Consider the following 22132-nt stretch of genomic DNA (forward strand, 5'->3'; position numbering starts at 1 on the left):
AGGTTGCGTTTGCAACCTGATTCCTGTTGTATTAATGCCTGACTGGAAACTAAAAAAAGGGATTCTGATGCGCAACCTGGTGAAATATGTAGGAATGGGGTTACTGGTACTTGGCCTGGCGGCCTGTGACCAGAAGAAAGATGAAGCGGCGAACGACAATGGCGTCAGCGCCAGTCAGTCGGCGCAGACCGTCACGCTGATGGATGGCAAACTGAGCTTCTCACTGCCACCAGGCATGTCAGATAAAAGCGGTAAACTGGGTTCGCAGACCACGAACATGCACGTTTATGCGGATGAAACCGGAGCCCGCGCCATTATTGTGATTGCCGGTGACCCGACCAGTGATGGGCTGGATGTGCTGTCGAAGCGCATGGAACAGCAGCAGCGTAACCGCGACCCGCAGCTGCAGGTGGTGTCGAACAAATCTGTGACGTTGAAGGATCAGCCCGCACAGCAGCTGGATACCGTGATTTCTGCCAACAACCAGACCTCATGGTCTTCTGTGGTTCTGGCAAAAGTGGATGGCAAGCTGGTGACGCTGCAAATTACGCTGCCAGGCGATAATCAGCAGCAGGCGCAGAGCGATGCTGACAGCATTGTGAAAAGCATTACGCTGAAGTAAAACAGCTGAAGTAAAACACAAGGCTGGCATCCCACCGGGAAGCCAGCCTCAGACTGCTGACAAACCCACATCAGGGTGAGTCTGGCAGCAATGAATAAGCTCAATGCGCAGGGAACACGGTCAGAGGAGGAAAGCGTCCCGCGGCAGGGACGGCGCGGGCCGAGCATGCCATGGATGGCGGTTTTTGCGTCTTTCCGATCTGACCGTGTTCCCTTCGCAGGCTCGGTCTTACCGCTACCGAGCTGGACTTTGTCAAAAATCTCAAGGCTGGCATCCCACCGGGAAGCCAGCCTTTGTTCAGAGCACGTTATAACCCTGCATTTTCCCGGATATATTTCCGCGCTTTCACCGCATACTCAAACGGATTGGCCAGTGCCGGATCCTGCTCCGCTTCCACCACCATCCAGCCTTTGTAGCCGTAATCGTCCAGGATTTTAAACACCGGCTTAAAGTCGATCACACCATCGCCCGGCACGGTAAAGGTGCCCTTTTTCACCCCTTCCAGGAACGAGAGATGGTTCTCACGTACGTCGGCGACCACCTCATCACGCACATCCTTAAGATGTACATGGAAGATGCGCGGCAGATATTTTTCCAGTACCGCCAGCATCTTCTGCTGGGAGCCTTCGGAGTAGTAGACGTGGCCGGTGTCATAGAGCAAACCGACCTGCTCGTCGGTCATCGCCATAAACCGGTCGATCTCTTCTGTGGTCTGAATGCCGGTGCCCATGTGGTGATGCAGCGTCACGCGCATCCCCTTCTCTGCTGCGATGCGGGCCAGTTCGTTGTAGCCCTCTGCGGTTAACCGCCACTCTTCATCGCTGAAAATCGCTTTCTCTTCGAATACCGCCAGCGTGGTGCCCTGAATACTTTTACTCTGCTCAGAACAGCCAATCACCCGTGCGCCCATCGCATGCAGGAAGTTCATGTGCTCGATGAACTGTTCAATGGTTTTCTCTTTGTCGCCATTAGCGAAAAAGGTGCTGAACCAGGCGTTGCAGATTTCGATGCCGCGGATGTCGAGCATCGGTTTCAGAATCGCCGGATCGCGCGGGTATTTGCTGCCCACTTCGCTGCCGGTAAAGCCCGCCAGCGCCATCTCACTGACGGTCTGCTGGAAGGTATTCTCACTGCCAAGATCCGGCATATCATCGTTGGTCCAGCCGATCGGCGCGATCGCCAGTTTTACGTTCTCTTTGTTCATCTTCTTATTCCCAGGCGGAGAGCGGCAAGGCCGCATAGAGGGCTGATCAGTTATAGAAAGCAGGACGCGGCGGCATCTCTACCGGCTCGATCGCACCACTGCTCTGTGCTTTGATGCAGGCATCGGCGGCCACTGAGGCAGCAAAGCCATCCCAGGCAGAAGGACCGGTAAGCTGACCCGCTTTGATGTCGTTGATAAACGCCTGCAGCTCAACGTCATACGCTTCGATAAAGCGATCTTTCCAGTCCACCAGAATGGTATTCGACAGGCGGGCATCTTTGCGCAGCTGCACCGAAGAAGGCTCTGGCAGGCGGGCAATGCCCTCTTCACCGACCACTTCACACTGAATGTCATAGCCATAAGCGCAGTTAACGAAGATCTCGACGTCGATGCGAATCCCTTTGTGGGTTTCGAACAGGACGATCTGCGGGTCTTTCAGCTGACCATGGGTCTTCGACGTCACGCGCGGGAAGATCACCTGCACCGTTTTATAGTCGTCACTGGTCAGCCAGCGCAGCACATCCAGCTCGTGAATCAGGGTATTCGTGATTGCCATCGGCGTGGTGTAGCTCTCTGGCACGGTCGGGTTGCGGTGTGCGCAGTGCAGCATCAGCGGCTCACCGATATCGCCATCGGTGATCACTTTTTTCAGGGCGCGATAGCCCGCATCGTAAGGACGCATAAAACCGACCTGCACCAGGCGTTTACCCGCCTGAATCTCTGCATCCACCACCCGGCGGCAGCCCTCGGCGCTCATCGCCAGCGGCTTCTCACAAAAGACCGGTTTACCGGCGGCAATCGCCGCTAAGGTGAACTCTTCGTGGGTCGGATCCCATGAGGTGACCAGCACCGCATCGACGTTGGGAGACTGAATCACATCGTGACCATTTTCAAACACCTCCGCCTCAATGTTCAGGCGTTGCAGTGCAGCCCGAGCGCCGTCGACATTGATGTCAGAGACGGCAACCACCTGAGCCCCCTGCAGCACATGACTGCAGCGGCGAATATGTTCCTGACCAATTGCACCTGTACCGATGACGCCAAGTTTCAAAGTCATAATTACACCTGTGTAGGGTTCGTACGGAGAAGAGGAAAACGGGCCGCAGCACGGCCCGGAAATCAGTATTTGCGCGCCTGATCCAGATGGCTGTTGAGCTTGTCCGCCACCGCCTGAGCGCGTTCGGTTTTCGACGCCTGCGCCACGCCGACGTGCCACCAGCTGAAATATTTGTGGATCATGGTTTTTGGCAGCACTTTGATGTCGATAAGGGTGGAAACCGTCTGGGTGCGGGCATCTTCCAGCGCCGCTTTAAGCTGTTCCAGGCTGGTAACGCGATAAGTTTTGCAGCCATAACCGGCAGCAATGGCCGCGAAGTCGACCGGGATAAAGCCACCGTCCAGTCTGCCGCTTTCCGCGTTACGGAAACGGAACTCGGTGGTGAAGCTGTCCATACCGTGTTCCATCTGCAGGTTGTTGATACAGCCGTTAGTCATGTTATCCAGCAGCACGACGTTGATCTTCGCCCCTTCCTGAATCGAGGTGACCAGCTCAGAGTGCAGCATCATAAAGGAGCCGTCGCCGACCAGCGCATAGACCTCGCGCTGCGGCTGCGCCAGTTTTGCACCCAGCGCAGCATTGACTTCATAGCCCATGCAGGAGTAGCCATATTCGACGTGGTAGGCGTTGTAATCTTTGGTGCGCCAGACGCGCTGCAGGTCGCCCGGCAGGCTGCCTGCGGCGGCTACCACGACCGCATCTTTCGGCAGTTGCTCATTTAAGGTGCCGAGCACGCTGCTTTGCGTCAGCAGTGACTGAGTCAGGCGGTTAAATTCAGCGAACACCGCTTCGCGGTCGAGATGGTCAGCAATCTCCGGCACAAAATCGCCATCGTGATATTCCACCTGATAGACGCGCTGCGTCTCTTTCAGCAGCTGGCTCTGCGCCTGCTCAATCTGGTTGCCCCAGTCATTGCTGTAGTGCTGTGAGGCGAGTGCAGCGGAGAGCGCGGTCAGCCCTTCACGGGCATCGGCCAGCAGCTGCACGCCATCGAGCTTGTAACTGTCGAAGTTGCTGACGTTGATGTTCAGGAAGCTGACATCGGGATGCTGGAAAATCCATTTGGATGCGGTGGTGAAGTCGGTGTAGCGGGTGCCGATGCCGATGACTAAATCGGCCTCTTTCGCCAGCAGGTTAGCGGCCAGACAGCCGGTTTCGCCTACGCCGCCGACATTCAGCGGATGGTCAGAGACCAGCGTGCCCTTGCCCGCCTGCGTCTCGGCAAAGGGGATCTGATAGCGCTCGGCAAACTGGCGCAGCGCCTCGCCCGCTTCAGAGTATTTCACTCCGCCGCCACAGATAATTATCGGCTTGCGCTTACGGTTAATCAGCGTCAGAGCATCCGCCAGCTGCGCCGCGACCGGCAGGCGGCGATCCAGACGGTGCACGCGTTTCTGGAAGAAGTAGTCAGGGTAATCCCAGGCTTCGCCCTGCACATCCTGCGGCAGCGACAGCGTGACTGCGCCGGTTTCGGCCGGATCGGTCAGCACGCGCATGGCATTAATACAGGCGGACATCAGCTGCTCAGGGCGGCTGACGCGATCCCAGTATTTGCTGACGGCGCGGAAGGCGTCGTTGGTGCTGATGCTGAGATCGTAGCTCTGCTCAATCTGTTGCAGCACCGGGTCGGGCTGACGGGTGGCGAAGACGTCGCCAGGCAGCAGCAGCAGAGGAATGCGGTTAGCGGTCGCAGTGGCGGCGGCAGTAATCATGTTGGCCGCACCCGGTCCTACAGACGAACTGCAGGCGATAATCTGACGGCGCAGCGACTGACGGGCAAAGCCAGTGGCAGCATGGGCCATGCCTTGCTCATTACGCCCCTGCCAGACCACCAGATCGCCGCTATCCTGTTCCAGCGCCTGGCCCAGCCCCAGCACGTTGCCATGGCCGAAAATCGCGAAGATGCCTTTGACGAACTTCGTCTCAGTGCCATCAACATCGATGAATTGATTATCAAGAAATTTAACCAGCGCCTGTGCCGTGGTCAGTCTGATTGTGCCCATGTTTCTTCCTTACATGCTGGTGGACCCCGACTTCCGCGACAGCGCGCCAGGCGTTGTCATTGGCGGAAAAGCGGCCGGAATAACTGAAACGTGAGGCGATTATAAACAAATATATTTTTCATAAAATACGATTACAGAAGAAACATTTCATTTTGCGAGTGAGATCAAATTTAATGATGGCAACAGGGCTGGCGGGCGATCACGACGGGGAAATCTGGAACGTTTAGCAGAGAGTCATTCAGGATGAAAAAATTCATTTCAATGCAGCAGCTTGCCTGACTGGTATACGAATTCCTGCGATCCCCCTCACAACCCTGACATACCGTACATCCTGGCAGTGGAGACCACGCAGGCGGGTGGCAATCAGGAGTTTTACCTGGTTCACAAAATTGCGATGGATATTTCATTTCATATTGAATATGGAATTTTTATTCCTCATACTCCCCTCATAGCCAGTCAGATACCCACAGACCCGGAAGCAGAGCCTGCCTGGATCGGTCTTTTCGCCCGCCAGCTCTGCGAATCACAGAAGGAAACCACAGGTATGAGTACACAACAGAAGCCGCTTGATGTGATTTGTATCGGGCGCATCGCCGTTGATTTTTATGGCCAGCAGATTGGAGCACGGCTGGAAGATGTCACCTCCTTCGCTAAATATCTCGGCGGATCGTCGGGCAACGTCGCTTACGGCACCGCGATTCAGGGGCTGAAATCGGCGATGCTGGCGCGGGTGGGGGATGAGCACAATGGTCGCTTTCTGCGTGAGGAATTACAGCGCGTAGGCTGTAACACCGATGCCCTGATCACCGATGCAAAACGCCTGACTGGCATGGTGATCCTGGGGATTAAAGATGAAGAGACTTTTCCGCTGATTTTCTACCGTGATAACTGTGCTGATATGGGCCTGGTGCCGGACGATATCGACGAAGCCTTTATTACTTCGGCCCGCGCGGTAGCGGTCACCGGCACGCACTTATCCCATCCGCAGACCCGTGAAGCGGTGCTGAAAGCGCTGGATATCGCCCGCCGCAATGGCCTGCGCACGGCGCTGGATATTGATTACCGCCCGGTGTTGTGGGGACTGACCTCTCTGGGCGATGGTGAAACGCGTTTCATTGAGTCCTCTCAGGTCACGCAGCAGTTACAGGAAGTGGTGCACTATTTCGATTTGATCGTCGGCACCGAAGAGGAGTTTCATATTGCCGGTGGCAGCACCGATACCCTGACTGCGCTGAAGAACGTGCGTCAGGCGAGCCAGGCGACGCTGGTCTGCAAACGCGGTCCGCTGGGTTGTGTGGTGTTTGAAGGTGAAATTCCGGATAGCTGGGAACAGACTCAGCTGCACACTGGCGTACGCGTCGACGTGCTCAACGTGCTGGGCGCGGGCGATGCCTTCATGTCTGGCCTGCTGCGCGGCTGGCTGAATGATGAAGGCTGGGAGCAGGCGTGCCGTTATGCCAATGCCTGTGGCGCGCTGGTCGTGTCGCGCCACGGCTGTGCCCCTGCCATGCCAACCAAAACGGAGCTGGATGATTTCCTGAGCCGCGACACAGAGGTGAAACGTCCCGATCTCGACAGTCGTCTGAACCATCTGCACCGTGTGACCACCCGTAAGCAGCAGTGGCCGGAGCTGAACGTGTTCGCCTTTGACCATCGCAAACAACTGGCCGATATGGCGCAGGAAGCGGGCGTTGATGAGAGCCGTATTCCACAGCTTAAACTGCTGCTGCTGGAAGCTGCTCAGCAGGCGGCCAGTGAGGCGGGATTAGAGAACAAAAGCGGCATTCTGGCGGATACCACCTATGGTCAGAAAGCCCTGAATGCCATCACGGGTAAGAAGTGGTGGATTGGCCGCCCGATCGAGCTACCCAGCTCACGTCCACTGCGACTGGAGCATGGCAATATCGGCTCGCAGCTAATCGACTGGCCCGCCGAACATGTCGTGAAATGTCTGATCTTCTATCATCCGCATGACAGTGCTGAACTGCGCAAAGAGCAGGATGATCTGGTGCTCGACGTCTGGAAAGGCTGTAACAAAAGTGGCCATGAGCTGCTGCTGGAAGTGATTCTTCCCGAGAGCAATCCGGATAAGAATGAAGCCTATTACCTTGATATATTGAGTCATTTCTACAGTCTGGGTATTCAGCCGGACTGGTGGAAACTGCCTCCGCTATCCGCAGAGAGCTGGCAGGCGATCAGTCGTCTGATTGAGGAGCAGGATCCTCACTGTCGCGGCATTCTGTTACTTGGTCTGGATGCGCCCGAAGAGAAGCTTAAAGCGGGCTTCGCTGCGGCGGCCAACGCGCCATGGGTGAAAGGTTTTGCGGTGGGTCGCACCATCTTTGGTCAGCCTTCGCGCCAGTGGTTGCAGGGTGAACTGGACGATCAGGCGCTGATTGAGACCGTAAAAGGAAATTACCTGAGGCTGATTGCGTACTGGCGCGCTGCCCGCGCCTGATTTGCTGCTCTGCACCAAGTTGTCTCAACCGCGATGGCCTCAGACTGCTGATTCACTCAAAGCAGGGTGAATGTTGCAGCAACGAATAAGCTCAACGCGCAGGTAACACGGTCAGAAGAGGAAAGCGTCCCGCCGCCCGGAAAAAAACGCCGGGAGCGTTTTTGAACAACGCGAAGCGTTGGCCCGGCAACGGGCGCACCTCATGGATGAGGTGCGTAATCGCGCGGGCCGAGCGGCCATGGATGGCTTGAGCGACTTTCCGATCTGACCGTGTTACCTGAGCCTGTGCGGACTCATTGCAGGCAGAGACAGACTTTTTAGTAATATCACGCCATCCCAACCGGGATGGCGTTTTACTGGTTACCCCTCTTCCCTTCTGTCATTTCATCCCGTTTTTCACCCTGTCATTGCCCGCCTGGGCGCGCTAAAGCCAATCTGTGAACCATTTCATAAAGCCATGAAATAAACCGCATCGTTGACGCAAACAAATGAAATTTTCCATCCATCTGATACTATAGCGCTCATTATGCAGCCATTATTCTCATGATACGGGCAGAAGTGATGAACAATAATCCCACCCAACTTTCTCTCTTGCAGGACGATATTCGTCGCCGCTATGAAACGCTGAGCAAGCGTCTTAAACAGGTTGCGCGCTACATCCTTGATAACAGTAATAGTATTGCTTTCGATACCGTCGCCTCGATTGCTCAGCAGGCCGATGTGCCGCCATCGACGCTGATCCGTTTTGCGAATGCGTTTGGCTTCAGCGGCTTCAACGAAATGAAACAGGTTTTTCGTCAGCACCTGATGGAAGAGACGGTCAACTATACCGAGCGCGCGCGTCTGTTTCGTCAGACCTCTACGGACGACAGCGCCAGTGCGCCTGAGAGTCCGGCGGAGATCCTCAACGTCTTTACCATGGTGAACAGCCAGGCGCTGCAGCAGCTGGCGATGCAGGTGAATCCTGAACAGCTGAACAAAGCAGTGAAACTGCTGAATGAGGCTGAGAACATCTATGTAATTGGCCTGCGTCGCTCGTTCAGCGTCGCCTCCTATCTGGTCTACGCGCTGCGCCATCTGGAGCGGCGTGCTTTTCTGATCGATGGTCTGGGCGGGATGTTTACCGAGCAGCTCAGTCTGGTTAACCCGAAAGATGTGGTGATTGCGATCAGCTACTCGCCCTATGCGCGTGAAGCGGTCGAGGTCGTCGAAATGGGGGCCAAGCGTGGCGCGCATCAGATCGCCATTACCGATAGCCAGGTCAGCCCGCTGGCTGCCTTCAGCGATGTCTGCTTTGTGGTACGCGAAGCGCAGGTCGATGGCTTCCGTTCGCAGGTCGCCTCACTCTGCCTGGCACAGACGCTGGCGGTGTCACTGGCGCTAAACAACGCCAAAACGTCCTGAGTTGCAAACAACAAAAAGGGCAGCCCGATTGGCTGCCCTTTATTACAGGCATTCGCGGATAAAACCGCTGAGCCTTATTCTGTTCGTGGATAGCTGTCGCTGTTCACCCAGGCGTGATCTTTTTCCCAGCTGAATTTCCACAACCGTACCGGCCCTGCCATCACGTTCAGATAGTAGTTGTTGTAGCCCGCCAGCGTCGCCACCGGATGATAGCCGCGCGGCACCATCACGACGTCGCGATTATAGGGTGCCATACAGGCATCCAGTGAGCGGTCGTCGGTGTAGACGCGCTGCATCGCAAAGCCAGGTTCCGGATCGAAACGGTGATAGTAGGTCTCTTCCAGGTAGGTTTCGTTTTCACTCTCCTCCTGATCATGCTTGTGGCTGGGATAGGAGCTGGTATCGCCTTCGTTGGTATAAACCTCCACCACCAGCAGGCTGTCAGCAGGTTCAGTATCAGGCAGGATATTATGCACCAGACGCTGGTTGCGCCCTTTTCCGCGATGCTCAACGCCGACATCGGCTGGCGCAATCAGTCTTGCAGGCAGATTGCCCTGACCGGGCGCGTTACAGACGGCCAGCTCAAGATCGCTGTCAGCATAAACTTCCACTTCATCGTCATGCGGCACATACACGGAATACGGCGGCACGCGTTCGAAAGGCGACATGCGCTTACCGATCCCGGGAAACTCAGCATGGCGTGTTTTCACCGAGGCCAGCCCGGCCACCAGCACCAGACACAGCTCTTTATCACCGCTGGTCAGGCGCAGGGTTTCCCCTTTTTTCAGCAGATAAGCATCAAAACCAACATAACGCCAGCCAGCGCGCTCAGGCGTCACATGCTGGATACGCCCCTGTGCGTCAGGGGCCTGTGCTTTCGACAGTAAAGACATCCTGATCCTCCTCTCTGTCACGATTGACGCTGCGTCAGGCTCGCGGGCGAGGTGCCAGCGAACAAAGCGACCGGCAGACTCTCCTGCCGGTCGCGATCAGCGTTGAAATAGATCAGCCTAAGGTTGGCATACTGAATTCAGACACGGTCTGCTGACCGGACGGCCAGCGCACGGTGGCGGTTTTCATACGGGTATAGAAGCGCACCCCATCCGGCCCGTGAACATTGAGCGCGCCAAACACCGAACGTTTCCAGCCACCGAAGCTGTGGAATGCCATCGGCACCGGAACCGGCACGTTAACACCGACCATGCCCGCTTCAACGTTCTGCACAAACTCACGCGCGGTGTGACCGTTGCTGGTGAAAATGGCGCTGCCGTTACCAAACTCATGGCTGTTGACCAGTTGCAGCGCGCTGTCGTAGTCCGGTGCGCGCATGATGCTCAACACTGGCCCAAAAATCTCTTCACGCCAGATCACCATGTCAGAGGTAACGTTATCAAACAGCGTGCCGCCAACGTAGTAACCTTCGGCGTGACCCGCAACCTGCACGTTACGGCCATCAACCACCAGCTTCGCGCCTTCCTGCTCGCCTTTGTCGATGTAACCCAGCACCTTCTTCTGGTGTGCGGCTGAGACAACCGGTCCCATCTCATTTTCATCGGCACCCTTATTGATTCCCGGGCCAATACGCAGCGCTTTCACCAGCGGCGTCAGACGGGCAATCAGCTTGTCAGCAGTGTCATCGCCCACCGCGACAACAACCGGCAGCGCCATGCAGCGTTCACCGGCCGAGCCAAACGCACCGCCCATAATCGCGTTAACGGTGGCATCCAGATCGGCATCCGGCATAACGATAGCGTGGTTTTTCGCCGCGCCAAACGCCTGCACCCGCTTGCCGTGGGCGCTGGCGGTTTTATAGATATGCTCAGCCACGCCGGATGAGCCGACGAAGCTCACCGCAGCGATGCGCGGATCTTTATAGAGCTGCTCAGCATCTTCGTTAGAGCTGTGAACCACGTTGAATACGCCATCCGGCAGACCCGCTTCCGTCAGCAGCTCGGCCATGCGCACGGCCGCAGAGGGATCCAGCGCCGGTGGCTTCAGAACAAAGGTATTACCGCAGGCCAGGGCGATCGGGAACATCCACAGCGGCACCATTGCGGGGAAGTTAAACGGCGTAATGCCTGCCACGACGCCAACCGGCTGCATCAGCGAAAAGCTGTCAACGCCGCCGCCGACGTTCGGGGAATATTCACCTTTAAGCAGATGGGGAATACCGCAGGCAAACTCAATGACTTCAATGCCGCGCGTCAGTTCCCCTAACGCATCAGACCAGACTTTGCCATGCTCAGAGACAATCAGCGCCGCCATCTCATCACGATGCTGCTCCATCAGGGCTTTAAAGTTGAACAGAACGCGGGCGCGACGCAGCGGCGAGGTTTTTGACCAGGCAGCAAATGCGTTATGCGCGACACCAATCGCCTGGGCCACTTCATCAGCGGTACTTTGCGTCAGTTCACGTACCACTTTGCCGGTTGCCGGATCGTAAACAGGAATGGTTTCGTTGCTGGCGCTGAACGTCGTTTTACCGCCAATAAAGTTACCTATGATTGTCATGATGTTGCCTCTTAAGATGGTTAAGTTCCCTGCAGACGGACCCTGTGGCCTGCCACACTGCCTGACCAGGCAAACCTGAAAGCGTGCTATGAAGCTATTACAGTGGAATAAATTTTTCAAATATTTCTTTTTGGAAAATTTGCTTTTAGCGGCACGGATCGCATTTTTGCCGCTTTCCAGCGTTTGAAAACGTCCCGATGGCCGGAGGCGTTTACTCACGCTCAGCCTTAGCCTGACAGGGGAACAGCAGAGGCGGATAGAGCGGGTATCCCTGCGAAGTTGATCCAGTGTTTATGCATCAGACTGAAACGGAATATGAAATTAATGCGAGACCGATCTAATAATTTGCATTTCATAATTCACTATTAATGAAATAAATGTTTTCTTTAGTCCATCCTTCTCCTGTCCCGGAGTCAGCGCATGGCCATCGATCCCACCCGTTTCTGTATCAACCGCAAAATTGCGCCCCGGCTCTCGCTGGAGGCCTTCTTTCAGCTGGTTCAGCGTCTGGGGCTGAGCAAGGTCGAACTGCGTAATGACATGCCGGGCGGCAGCGTCACCGATGATCTCAGCACCGATCAGCTGCGCGCCCTGGCCGATAAGTATCACATCGATATCGTCACGATTAATGCGCTCTATCCCTTTAACCGCATTGATGACGCGCTGCTGACGCGGGCCGAGTCGCTGTTACAGACAGCACAACAGATCGGCGCAAAGGCACTGGTGATGTGTCCACTGAATGAGGGGATGACCGTGTCGCCTCAGCAGACGCAGGCGGCGATGCAGGCGCTGGTGCCGCGCTTTGCCCACTATGGCATTCAGGGGCTGGTAGAACCGCTGGGGTTTCCGGTCAGCTCACTGCGTTCGATCGTACAGGCGCAGGAATTGATCGCAGAGGCAGGCGTGCCCTTCAGGCTGCTACTGGATACCTTTCATCATCATCTCTATGAACAGGCTGAACAGGAATTTCCGGCAGGTATCGATATTGACCAGATTGGGCTGGTGCATCTTTCAGGCGTGGAAGATCGGCGTCCGACTGCCGAACTGACCGACGACGAACGGATCATGTTGAGTGACAACGATGTGCTGAAGAGCGTGGTGCAGGTTAAACGGCTGGAAATGCTCGGCTACAAGGGCGTCTACGCCTTTGAGCCGTTCTCCGGTCAGCTCAACAGCTGGACCCCGGCGGAGATTGAGCGCCAGATTCGCCACAGTATTGAACTGCTGCAGGCCTGAAGCCTGTTGCAGCCATAATTTATACGTTTATCTGTGTCTGAAAAGACGTTATGGCCCGCTGCTGGGCCATTTTTTTTATCCTGACGAATCCCCGGTTACGGGCTCTGAAGCCTGACGCCGCTGCAAACGCAGCGTGCAGAAAAACGCGATACAGACCAGCAATCCCGTGAGCAGATAGACGCGTGAAACATCTGCATAATTCATGATGAATCCGGCCAGCGGCCCGGTTACTCCCAGCGACAGATCCATAAAAGCGGTGTAGGTCGCCAGGGCGCTGCCCTGATTCTGCTGCGGCACCACCTTAACCGCCACCACGCCGAGTGCCGGAAACACCAGTGAAAACCCGGCACCGGTCAGAAACGCGCCCGCTTTTGCCATCCAGGGATCACCCGCTGCGGCGACCAGAAAGAGTCCGGCAGCCTCAACCGCCAGACAAACGCTGGCGACCCGAAGGCCACCGTGGCGGTTAATCGCATTCGGGAACAGCAGGCGCGCTCCGACGAAAGCACCGCTGAACAGGGAGAGCGCAAAGGCGGCCCCTTCCCAGCCTTTATCCTGATAGAACAGCGTGATAAAGGTGGCAATCACGCCGAAACCTGCCGATCCCATCGCCAGAATTGCGCCAAAGCCAGCAATTTTCCCCAGTACCGCCCGAAACGGCAGCGGTCTGGCGCGGCTGGCTTTTACCGCCGGACGCGGGACCGCGCAGACGATGCCGACCACGCAGATGGTCACAATCACCAGTGACAGCCACAACAGCCCACCCGCCCGGAAGATCACTACGCCCAGCGGCGCGCCTATCGCCATCGCACCATAGGTGACGATACCGTTCCAGGAAATCACGCGGCCAATGTGCAGTGACCCCACCCGCGCCACCCCCCACAACGAGGTGCCGGTGCCAGTAAAGCTCTGACCTACCCCCAGAATTAACCGGCCCACGCAGAGCAGTATCAGGCTCCCCAGCGGGGATGCGATCAGCGCCGCCAGCAGAATACACAACCCGCTAATCAGACAGCCCACCAGACCGGTCACCACCACTTTCTTTGGTCCCCAGAGATCGGCATAGCGCCCGGCATGTGGCCGGCTCAGCAGCGTCGCCACATATTGCAGACTGATCACCACGCCCGCCCAGAATGCGCTGAAGCCCAGCTGGTCATGCACCCAGCCAGGCAGGACCGCCAGCGGCAGACCAATGGTGAGATAGCTGGCAAAGTTGTAGGCGACGATAGAGAGGATGAGCAGCGAGATATTCAGGCTTCCGGATGGGGCGTTCTGTTCCGCTGCAGGCTGTTCAGGCATAGGTTCTCGCGCGTAGTTGGCTGAATGATAAGGTTTATCCTTTAACTATACCCGCTTTCGCCACCAGCGCATCACGCTGGCACGGTTATCGGGCAGGAGAAAGCGGCGCAAAAACAGGAACAGCAGGAGGTCACAGCCCTGCCGTCATAGCTGAGTGCGGTGGCGCTGATTATCTCGCTGTTATGCCGCCGCGCTTTACCGTTTCTCTGATAAATCAGATTGTTAATTTTCTTTCAGCTACACTTCCAACAGCCAGATTACGTCACGGGAGAGGCAATGAGCGAGCTGCAACGGGAAAAGATTGGACAAAATATTCTGATAAAACTGGCGATGCTGGTCATCATTCTTGCCGGGGTTCGGGCCGCGTCCGATATTCTGGTCCCGCTTCTGCTGGCGGCGTTCTTTGCCATTGTGCTGAATCCGCTGGTGACGATGCTGATGCGTCGTGGCTTCCGCCGTGGGCTGGCGATTGGACTGGTCATTACCGTGATCTTCTGCGGTATTCTGCTGCTGGGTGCCATCATCGCCAGCTCAATGAGCGAGTTTTCTGACCTTTACCCGCAACTGCGCGCCACCATGGAGCAGAAAATGACGGTGCTGCAACATCTGGCGGCGGGCTTTCATCTCAATATTTCTACCAACGCGCTGGTACAGCGTTTCGACCCGAATACCATGATGAACCTGGCGAGCGTGGCGCTCAGCGGCTTTTCGGGTGCGATGACCAATACCGTGCTGCTGGTGCTGACCGTGGTCTTTATGCTGTTTGAGGTTCATCACCTGCCTTACAAAATGCGTAATGCGCTGGTAAATCCCAAAATTCGCATCGCCGGGCTGCATAAGGCGCTGAAAGGCGTGACGCACTATCTGGCGCTGAAAACCCTGGTGAGTCTCATCACCGGCATCGCCGTCTGGCTGAGTCTCTATCTGCTGGATGTAAAGTTCGCGCTGCTGTGGGGTGTCGTGGCATTTATCCTCAACTATATTCCGAATATCGGCCCGATAATTGCCGGCATTCCGCCCTTCCTGCAGGCGCTGTTACTGAACAGCCTGTTTGATGCCGCGATGGTGGCAGCGCTGTTTACTGCGATTCATATGGTATTCGGCAACATGCTGGAACCGCGCCTGATGGGTCGCGGCCTGGGCTTATCAACGCTGGTAGTGTTCCTGTCACTGGTCTTCTGGGGCTGGCTGCTCGGACCGGTTGGCATGCTGCTCTCGGTGCCGCTGACCAGCATCACCAAAATCCTGATGGAGACAACGCCGGGCGGCAGCCGTCTGGCGATTATGCTGGGCACCGGACGACCTAAACGCGTTCGGGGATTAACCAAGTAGCCGCTGCTGGACGTGCTGCAGATGGCTCTCCATCGCCTGGCGAGCCGCGGTTTCATCGCCCGCCACAATCGCGTCGGCGATCTGCTGATGGTCAGCGTTCATCGCCTGCGCGAAGCTGTTATCGGCATAATGGCGTTCCAGCCGCTGCACGTGTGGGCTGTGACGCCGGTTCCAGAGCTGCTCCAGCAGGTCGCGTAACACGTCATTGCCACTCATTTCGCCGATCAGCAGGTGGAAGCGCTTGTCCTGCTCCAGAAACGCCGCGTCGTTTTCATTGTAATGCTGCAGTTCAGCGGTCAGCGCCAGCAGTGCCTCCCGCTGTCCGGCGGTGCCGTGACGGGCGGCAAATCCTGCCAGCATGCCTTCAAAGGCTTCACGCGCCTGCAAAAGGTCCTGCAGGCTGCAGGTTTCACTCTCCTGCGGGATTGCGGCCTGCGGCAGCGGCTGAGCGACGTAAACACCGTTGCCGGTACGGATATCGACCCAGCCGGTCATCTCCAGCGCAATCAATGCTTCACGCACTGACGAACGGCTGACACCCAGCTGTTTTGCCAGCTCGCGTTCGGGTGGCAGCAGGCCTCCCGCCACAAAATCACCGCGCGTGATGCCGGCCATAATGGCGTTGGCGATCTGACGGTACAGGCGCTCCGTTTTGATAACTGGCAGGCTCATTACCTTCTCCTTTATTCCGCATAAACCGCTCGCTTGCCGGATACAGTTTGTCATGCTGCGATCCGGATCACGGCCCTGTTTTGCCCACTATCATACTCTTGGCCCAGCGGCCTGACCACTGGGCCACATCACACTTGAGGAGTAAAAATGGAACATACATGGCGATGGTACGGCCCGAACGACCCGGTCTCCCTGGATGATGCCCGTCAGGCGGGCGCAACCGGTATTGTGACGGCGCTGCACCATATCCCTAACGGCGAAGTGTGGCCGGTTGAGGAGATTAAAGCGCGTCAGGCTCTGCTGGCGGAAAAAGGTCTGGTCTGGTCGGTTGTGGAGAGCATTCCGGTTCATGAGGCGATCAAAACCCAGCGCGGTGACTACCTTCGCTATATCGCCAGCTATCAGCAGTCGATACGCAATCTGGCCGCCTGCGGCATTGATACCGTCTGCTACAACTTCATGCCGGTGCTGGACTGGACGCGCACCGATCTCGCCTGGACGCTGCCGGATGGCGCAAAAGCGCTACGCTTCGACGCCGACGCTTTCGCCGCCTTCGAACTTTATCTGCTGCAGCGTCCGGGTGCGGAACAGGATTACAGCGCGGCTGAACAGCAGGCTGCCGCTCAGCGCTTTGCCGCCATGAGCGCTGAAGATAAAAGCACGCTGGTGCGCAATATTATCGCCGGTCTGCCTGGTGCTGAAGAAGGCTACACGCTGGAGCAGTTCCAGGCACAGCTGGCGCAGTATGACGGCATCGACAAAGCAACACTACGCGAGCATATGGCGACCTTCCTGCGCGCCATTGTGCCGGTTGCCGAAGAGGTGGGTATTAAACTGGCGGTGCATCCGGACGATCCACCGCGCCCGATTCTGGGCCTGCCACGCATTATCTCTACCCAGGAAGATATGCAGTGGCTGAAGGAAACCGTGGACAGTCTGCACAATGGTTTCTGTTTCTGTACGGGTTCCTATGGCGTGCGTGCCGACAATGCGCTGGTTGAGATGGCGGAAACCTATGCCGACCGCATTAACTTTGTCCATCTGCGCGCCACAAAACGCGAGGATAACCCCAACAGCTTCCATGAAGCCGCGCACCTGGCGGGCGACGTCGATATGGTCGGTGTCATCAGGGTCATTCTGGCGGAAGAGCAGCGCCGTCGCCAGGCAGGCAATCCGCGAGCGATTCCGATGCGCCCCGATCATGGCCATCAGATGCTGGATGATCTGCATAAGCATACCAATCCCGGCTATTCTGCCATTGGCCGGCTGAAAGGACTGGCTGAACTGCGTGGCGTTGAAGTGGCGCTGAAACAGATCTATTTTGCTGAGTGAGAAACACATTTACCCTGCGCCCGCTCTCAGGCGGGCCAGGGTCTCCCCTGGCTCCCGCAGTGATTCGCCCTTTTGCCGCGCCTGTCGCTCCTTCTCATCAGATTTTTTTGCTGAATGCCAATGAAGGCAAAACAACCTGTCATTAAATGCAAAGTCTGGTCGATAATTGACCTGAATCAGTTCAGCTGATGGCAAAAACGCTAATCTGCACCGCCCGGAGAAATGCTATGCTGCGCCACTGATTAGCCCCTCCATATAATACCAATAATATCCAGAGGATTTAGCGGTGCCGCTACTGAAACGAAAACGCGACTACGCCAGGCTGGTGATTATTATCTCCGGCGTGCTGCCTCTGATTATTGGCATTTTTTTCACCGCCCTTGATGCGCGACACACCGTGCGGCAGCAGCAGGTGAGCGCAGCAAACACCCTGTTATCTCAGGCCGAGAGAATGAGCGACAGCGCGTGGAATATGATCACTGAGCTGCGCCAGTTTCAGCATCAGTCATGCAGCCAGATTGAAAACCAGTTGCAGCGCATCGGTTCGCTGAATCCCTATTTTCGCGCCGTCGGTAAGATGGAAGAAAACAGAATTGCCTGCTCTTCAGCCTATGGTACAAAGCCTGGTTCTCTGAGCGATATGATCATGCGTGACGCGCCGGTCACCGGAAAAGCGTGGTGGAGCCTGTCGATTGCAGGAACCGCGGGAGTACCGGATCGTCCGGCAGTGATTTTTATGCGCGATCTGCCCGATGGTGAGGGGTTCTGGGCTGTGATTGATGGCCAGTATCTGATCGATTTTATGCGCGCCATCAGCAGTACCCATCTCTATCATTTCAGCATGGAGTTTAACAACGGCGCGCCGATCTCGTTTGGCGATCCGCAAATCGCCCTGTCCGGCTGGTTTCAACCGTTGATTTATCAGGCCAGCTCCAGTCGATATCCGCTCTCTGTCACCCTTATTGCCTCACCCTCTGAGCTGATCTCGGCCTGGCGTCAGGTGATGTTGATCATCATGCCGGTGGCGATAATTTTCTCTATTCTGCTAATGATGCTGATGGCGAACTGGCTGCAACGGCGTATCTCCTGGCGCGATGAGATTCGACGGGCCATCGCCAGCGGCCAGTTCAGAGCGCACTATCAGCCCGTCTATGACAACCGGCAGCAGCGCTGTAGCGGCGCAGAAGCGCTGCTGCGCTGGACAACACCGGACGGTAACGGCATCCGGCCCGATATTTTTATCGGTGCCGCTGAAGCGGAAGGCATGATTGTGCCGCTGACCCGTCATCTGCTCGATTTAATTGCAGAGGATGTGCAGGCGTGGCAGGTTGAGCCAGGCTTTCATCTGGCTATCAACGTGGCGGCCGATCATCTGCAGCATCCGGATTTTGTCGACGATATGCTGCACTTCGCCGGGCGGGTAAAAGAGAAGCAGTTCCTGATTACGCTGGAGCTGACCGAGCGCAGCCTGATCAAAGACGGCGTTGAGGTGGCACGCAAGCTAGAGCAGCTGCGCGGTTGCGGAATGAAAGTCGCGATTGATGATTTTGGTACCGGTCACTGTTCGCTGAGTTATTTACAGACCTTCACGATGGATTATCTGAAGATCGATCGCGGCTTTATCAACGCGATTGAATCGCTGGAGGGCAGAACACCGGTGCTGGATGCAATCATTCAGCTCAGTCATGAGCTTGAGCTTGAAGTCCTGGGGGAAGGCGTCGAGAGCGCATTGCAGTTCAGCTATCTGCAACGACGCGGCGTAGTCTTTATCCAGGGCTATTATTATGCCCGCCCGATGGACAACGCGGCGTTGATCGCCTGGCTCGCCAGACAGGGCGAACAGCCGGTTAAAGCGAATCACGCCTCTGAGACTCATCAGACCGTCAGCCTCTGAACCGCACCTGAACTTAACAGGCTCGCCACGCAATATCGGCGTCTGCGTGCCTTTCGTTATGTCGTATGGCTTACTGCCATCCTGCTCTGTAAAGCGCCCCCCTGCGGCGTCGGTATCGCCGCTCATCACCCTCAATCTGCTGAAAAAAACGCCGGTCGTCACGCAGCGTGATAATTTTTTTGCGCAGCTAATCAGCCGTATCAGTGGTAAAAATAGCCTGTATGTAGCCCAAACATGACAGATATCACACAAAAACGGTATACTCTGTCGCTGTTCGCAATAATCACAACAGTAATTATTGTGTCAGTGGGCGCGTAAACCGCGCTTATTTGAAGCTATGCTTAAATTTCTCAACGCAGCGGTCTGATGACTCACCGCGGCTCGCGCCGTTGAGGACTTTCGTGTTCCATTACAGGGTAATTCTATGAAATTGCGTAGGAAGCGTGTAAAACCAATTGGGATCGATGATGTGACCATCATCGATGATGCCCGTTTACGTAAAGCCATCACCGCGGCCTCTTTGGGGAACGCGATGGAGTGGTTCGACTTCGGTGTTTATGGCTTTGTGGCCTATGCACTGGGTAAGGTTTTCTTCCCGGATGCATCACCAGGTGTGCAGATGATCGCCGCGCTGGGTACCTTCTCTGTCCCCTTCCTGATCCGTCCGCTGGGTGGTCTGTTCTTCGGTATGCTGGGCGACAAATATGGTCGTCAGAAAATTCTCTCTATCACCATCATCATCATGTCGGTTAGTACGTTCTGTATCGGCCTGATACCCTCCTATGCCTCCATCGGCATCTGGGCACCGATTCTGCTGCTGTTAGCCAAGATGGCGCAGGGCTTCTCGGTAGGCGGTGAATATACCGGCGCGTCTATCTTTGTGGCCGAATATTCGCCTGACCGTAAACGCGGCTTTATGGGCAGCTGGCTCGACTTTGGTTCGATTGCGGGCTTCGTGCTCGGCGCGGGCCTGGTCGTGCTGATTTCCTCTATTATCGGGGAAGCGAACTTCCTTGAGTGGGGCTGGCGTCTGCCGTTCTTCGTCGCGCTGCCGCTGGGCATCATCGGTCTTTACCTGCGTCATGCGCTGGAAGAGACGCCGGCATTCCAGCAGCACGTGGACAAACTGGAACAGGGCGACCGTGAAGGTCTGCAGGATGGTCCGCAGGTTTCATTTAAAGAGATTGCAACCAAACACTGGCGCAGCCTGCTCTCCTGTATCGGTCTGGTTATCGCCACGAACGTCACCTACTACATGTTGCTGACGTACATGCCGAGCTACCTGTCGCACAACCTGCATTACAGCGAAGATCACGGCGTGATGATTATCATCGCCATCATGATTGGTATGCTGTTTGTTCAGCCGATGATCGGCATGATGAGTGACCGTTTTGGCCGCCGTCCGTTTGTCATCATCGGCAGTATCGCCCTGCTGATCTTCGCGATTCCCGCCTTCATGATGATCAACAGTGGCGTGCTGGGCCTGATTTTTGCCGGCCTGCTGCTGATGGCGGTGATCCTCAACGCCTTTACCGGTGTGATGGCCTCCTCACTGCCTGCGATGTTCCCGACGCACATTCGCTACAGTGCGCTGGCAAGTGCGTTTAACATCTCGGTACTGGTTGCCGGTCTGACGCCAACGCTGGCCGCCTGGCTGGTAGAAACCACTGACAATCTCTACATGCCAGCCTACTATCTGATGGTTGTCGCGGTGATTGGTCTGATTACCGGTCTGTTTATGAAAGAGACGGCGAACAAGCCACTGAAAGGTGCCACGCCAGCCGCCTCAGACATGGAAGAAGCGCGCGAAATCCTGCAGGAGCATCACGATAACATCGAGCACAAAATCGAAGATATCGACGAAGAGATTGCCCGCCTGGAAGCGAAACGTAAAAACCTGGTGCAGCAGCATCCGGATATCAACGAGTAATCGTTCTGCTCTCCCGCCGCCCGGCGGGAGAGTTCTTTCCCCTCTTATTACCGCACACAAACCTTCATGCCTCGCAGACAAAGGGAGTAAACTGTAGCCACTTTTTTCACCTGCGTAAGAATGAAAATGTCTGATTATTCCCTTATCCAGCGCCCAAGACGATTGCGCGCCAGCGCTTCAATGCGTGAAATGTTCCAGGAGTCTTCCCTGAGCCTGAACGATCTGGCTCTGCCTATTTTTGTTGAGGAAGAAGTCGACGATTACAAAGCGATTCAGGCGATGCCTGGCGTAATGCGTATTCCGGAAAAACGCCTTGCTTATGAGATTGAGCGTATCGCCAAAGCGGGCATTCGCTCGGTGATGACCTTTGGTATTTCGCACCATACCGACGCGACCGGCAGCGATGCCTGGAACGAAAACGGTCTGGTGGCACGCATGTCCCGCATCTGCAAAGACACCGTGCCGGAAATGATCGTGATGTCTGACACCTGCTTCTGCGAATACACCAGCCACGGTCACTGTGGCGTGCTCTGCGATCATGGCGTCGACAACGATGCAACCCTGGCCAATCTGGGTAAGCAGGCGGTGGTTGCCGCCGCAGCCGGTGCGGATTTCATTGCCCCGTCAGCAGCGATGGATGGTCAGGTTGAGGCGATTCGCCGGGCACTGGACGCGGCGGGCTTTACCCAGACCGCCATCATGTCCTACTCCACCAAATTCGCTTCATCGTTTTACGGCCCGTTCCGTGAAGCCGCCGGCACGGCGCTGAAAGGCGACCGTAAAACCTACCAGATGAACCCGATGAACCGTCGTGAAGCGATCCGTGAATCGCTGCTTGATGCGGCCCAGGGCGCGGATTCATTAATGGTGAAGCCGGCAGGTGCCTATCTGGATATCCTGCGCGACATTCGTGAACGCACCGAACTGCCGCTGGCGGCGTATCAGGTGAGTGGCGAATACGCGATGATCAAATTTGCCGCGCAGGCCGGTGCCATTGATGAGCGCAATGTGGTGCTGGAAAGTCTGGGTGCGATTAAACGCGCCGGTGCGGACCTGATTTTCAGCTATTTCGCCCTTGATCTCGCAGAACAAAAAGTGCTCTGATCCCCTCCTCATAAAGAGCGTGGTTGCTATGCCACGCTCTTCTTCTTCGCCGTAAGGCAAACACCAGAACCTGG

At 56.2% G+C, this 22132-nt stretch carries 16 protein-coding genes; 9 read left to right on the forward strand and 7 right to left on the reverse strand.

Annotation, left to right across the window (positions count from 1 at the left end):
- Positions 1-67 precede the first annotated feature (67 nt).
- On the forward strand, positions 68-622 hold the full coding sequence (locus F3I44_RS10050; RefSeq protein ID WP_033734745.1) for a DcrB family lipoprotein: 555 nt from the start codon (positions 68-70) through the stop codon (positions 620-622).
- Between the two features lie 307 nt (positions 623-929).
- Here the strand turns inward: F3I44_RS10050 and iolE are convergent, their stop codons facing one another.
- The 3 genes from iolE to iolD form a co-directional block, all read right to left on the reverse strand.
- Positions 930-1826 (reverse strand): myo-inosose-2 dehydratase, encoded by an 897-nt coding sequence (gene iolE / locus F3I44_RS10055; RefSeq protein ID WP_150011190.1) that lies wholly within the window; start codon positions 1824-1826, stop codon positions 930-932.
- A gap of 46 nt (positions 1827-1872) precedes the next feature.
- Positions 1873-2883, reverse strand: a complete 1011-nt coding sequence (locus F3I44_RS10060; RefSeq protein WP_150011192.1) for a Gfo/Idh/MocA family protein — start codon at positions 2881-2883, stop codon at positions 1873-1875.
- Positions 2884-2945: 62 nt separating this feature from the next.
- Positions 2946-4886: a 3D-(3,5/4)-trihydroxycyclohexane-1,2-dione acylhydrolase (decyclizing) gene (iolD, locus tag F3I44_RS10065; RefSeq protein ID WP_150011194.1), complete on the reverse strand. Its 1941-nt coding sequence runs from the start codon at positions 4884-4886 to the stop codon at positions 2946-2948.
- Positions 4887-5430: 544 nt separating this feature from the next.
- Here iolD and iolC point away from each other — a divergent pair.
- Both iolC and F3I44_RS10075 read left to right on the forward strand, forming a co-directional pair.
- Positions 5431-7344 (forward strand): 5-dehydro-2-deoxygluconokinase, encoded by a 1914-nt coding sequence (gene iolC, locus F3I44_RS10070; protein WP_150011196.1) that lies wholly within the window; start codon positions 5431-5433, stop codon positions 7342-7344.
- A gap of 561 nt (positions 7345-7905) precedes the next feature.
- Positions 7906-8748, forward strand: coding sequence for a MurR/RpiR family transcriptional regulator (locus F3I44_RS10075; RefSeq protein ID WP_010253340.1), 843 nt, complete (start codon positions 7906-7908; stop codon positions 8746-8748).
- Positions 8749-8822: 74 nt separating this feature from the next.
- Here F3I44_RS10075 and iolB read toward each other — a convergent pair whose 3' ends face one another.
- Together iolB and F3I44_RS10085 are read right to left on the reverse strand one after the other, a co-directional pair.
- Positions 8823-9641, reverse strand: coding sequence for a 5-deoxy-glucuronate isomerase (gene iolB, locus F3I44_RS10080; RefSeq protein WP_150011198.1), 819 nt, complete (start codon positions 9639-9641; stop codon positions 8823-8825).
- A 112-nt stretch (positions 9642-9753) separates the two neighbouring features.
- The gene (locus F3I44_RS10085; RefSeq protein ID WP_150011201.1) at positions 9754-11259 is read right to left on the reverse strand and encodes a CoA-acylating methylmalonate-semialdehyde dehydrogenase; all 1506 of its coding nucleotides are present in this window, start codon (positions 11257-11259) and stop codon (positions 9754-9756) included.
- Positions 11260-11679: 420 nt separating this feature from the next.
- Here F3I44_RS10085 and F3I44_RS10090 point away from each other — a divergent pair, with 420 nt between their 5' ends.
- On the forward strand, positions 11680-12495 hold the full coding sequence (locus F3I44_RS10090; protein ID WP_150011203.1) for a TIM barrel protein: 816 nt from the start codon (positions 11680-11682) through the stop codon (positions 12493-12495).
- A 75-nt stretch (positions 12496-12570) separates the two neighbouring features.
- Here the strand turns inward: F3I44_RS10090 and F3I44_RS10095 are convergent, their stop codons facing one another.
- Positions 12571-13794 carry an MFS transporter gene (locus F3I44_RS10095; protein WP_150011205.1) on the reverse strand — a complete coding sequence of 408 codons (1224 nt, stop codon included), beginning with the start codon at positions 13792-13794 and terminating at the stop codon, positions 12571-12573.
- A gap of 276 nt (positions 13795-14070) precedes the next feature.
- Between F3I44_RS10095 and F3I44_RS10100 the strand changes: the two genes are divergently transcribed.
- On the forward strand, positions 14071-15126 hold the full coding sequence (locus F3I44_RS10100; protein WP_150011207.1) for an AI-2E family transporter: 1056 nt from the start codon (positions 14071-14073) through the stop codon (positions 15124-15126).
- Here F3I44_RS10100 and F3I44_RS10105 read toward each other — a convergent pair.
- Entirely contained in the window at positions 15115-15798 is a 684-nt protein-coding gene (locus F3I44_RS10105; protein ID WP_150011209.1) for a FadR/GntR family transcriptional regulator, read from the reverse strand. The two genes, F3I44_RS10100 and F3I44_RS10105, sit on opposite strands and share 12 nt — an antisense overlap.
- A 147-nt stretch (positions 15799-15945) precedes the next feature.
- On the opposite strand from F3I44_RS10105, the gene uxuA reads away from it, so the two are divergent.
- From uxuA to hemB, 4 genes are all read left to right on the forward strand, one after another.
- Positions 15946-17130: a mannonate dehydratase gene (uxuA, locus tag F3I44_RS10110; RefSeq protein WP_150011211.1), complete on the forward strand. Its 1185-nt coding sequence runs from the start codon at positions 15946-15948 to the stop codon at positions 17128-17130.
- Positions 17131-17416: 286 nt separating this feature from the next.
- On the forward strand, positions 17417-19024 hold the full coding sequence (locus F3I44_RS10115) for an EAL domain-containing protein (protein WP_150011213.1): 1608 nt from the start codon (positions 17417-17419) through the stop codon (positions 19022-19024).
- A gap of 424 nt (positions 19025-19448) precedes the next feature.
- On the forward strand, positions 19449-20954 hold the full coding sequence (proP, locus tag F3I44_RS10120) for a glycine betaine/L-proline transporter ProP (RefSeq protein ID WP_150011215.1): 1506 nt from the start codon (positions 19449-19451) through the stop codon (positions 20952-20954).
- Between the two features lie 126 nt (positions 20955-21080).
- The gene (gene hemB, locus F3I44_RS10125) at positions 21081-22058 is read left to right on the forward strand and encodes a porphobilinogen synthase (RefSeq protein WP_033734324.1); all 978 of its coding nucleotides are present in this window, start codon (positions 21081-21083) and stop codon (positions 22056-22058) included.
- Positions 22059-22132 lie beyond the last annotated feature (74 nt).

This window comes from Pantoea sp. F_5, assembly GCF_008631595.1.
Classification (GTDB): domain Bacteria; phylum Pseudomonadota; class Gammaproteobacteria; order Enterobacterales; family Enterobacteriaceae; genus Pantoea; species Pantoea gossypiicola.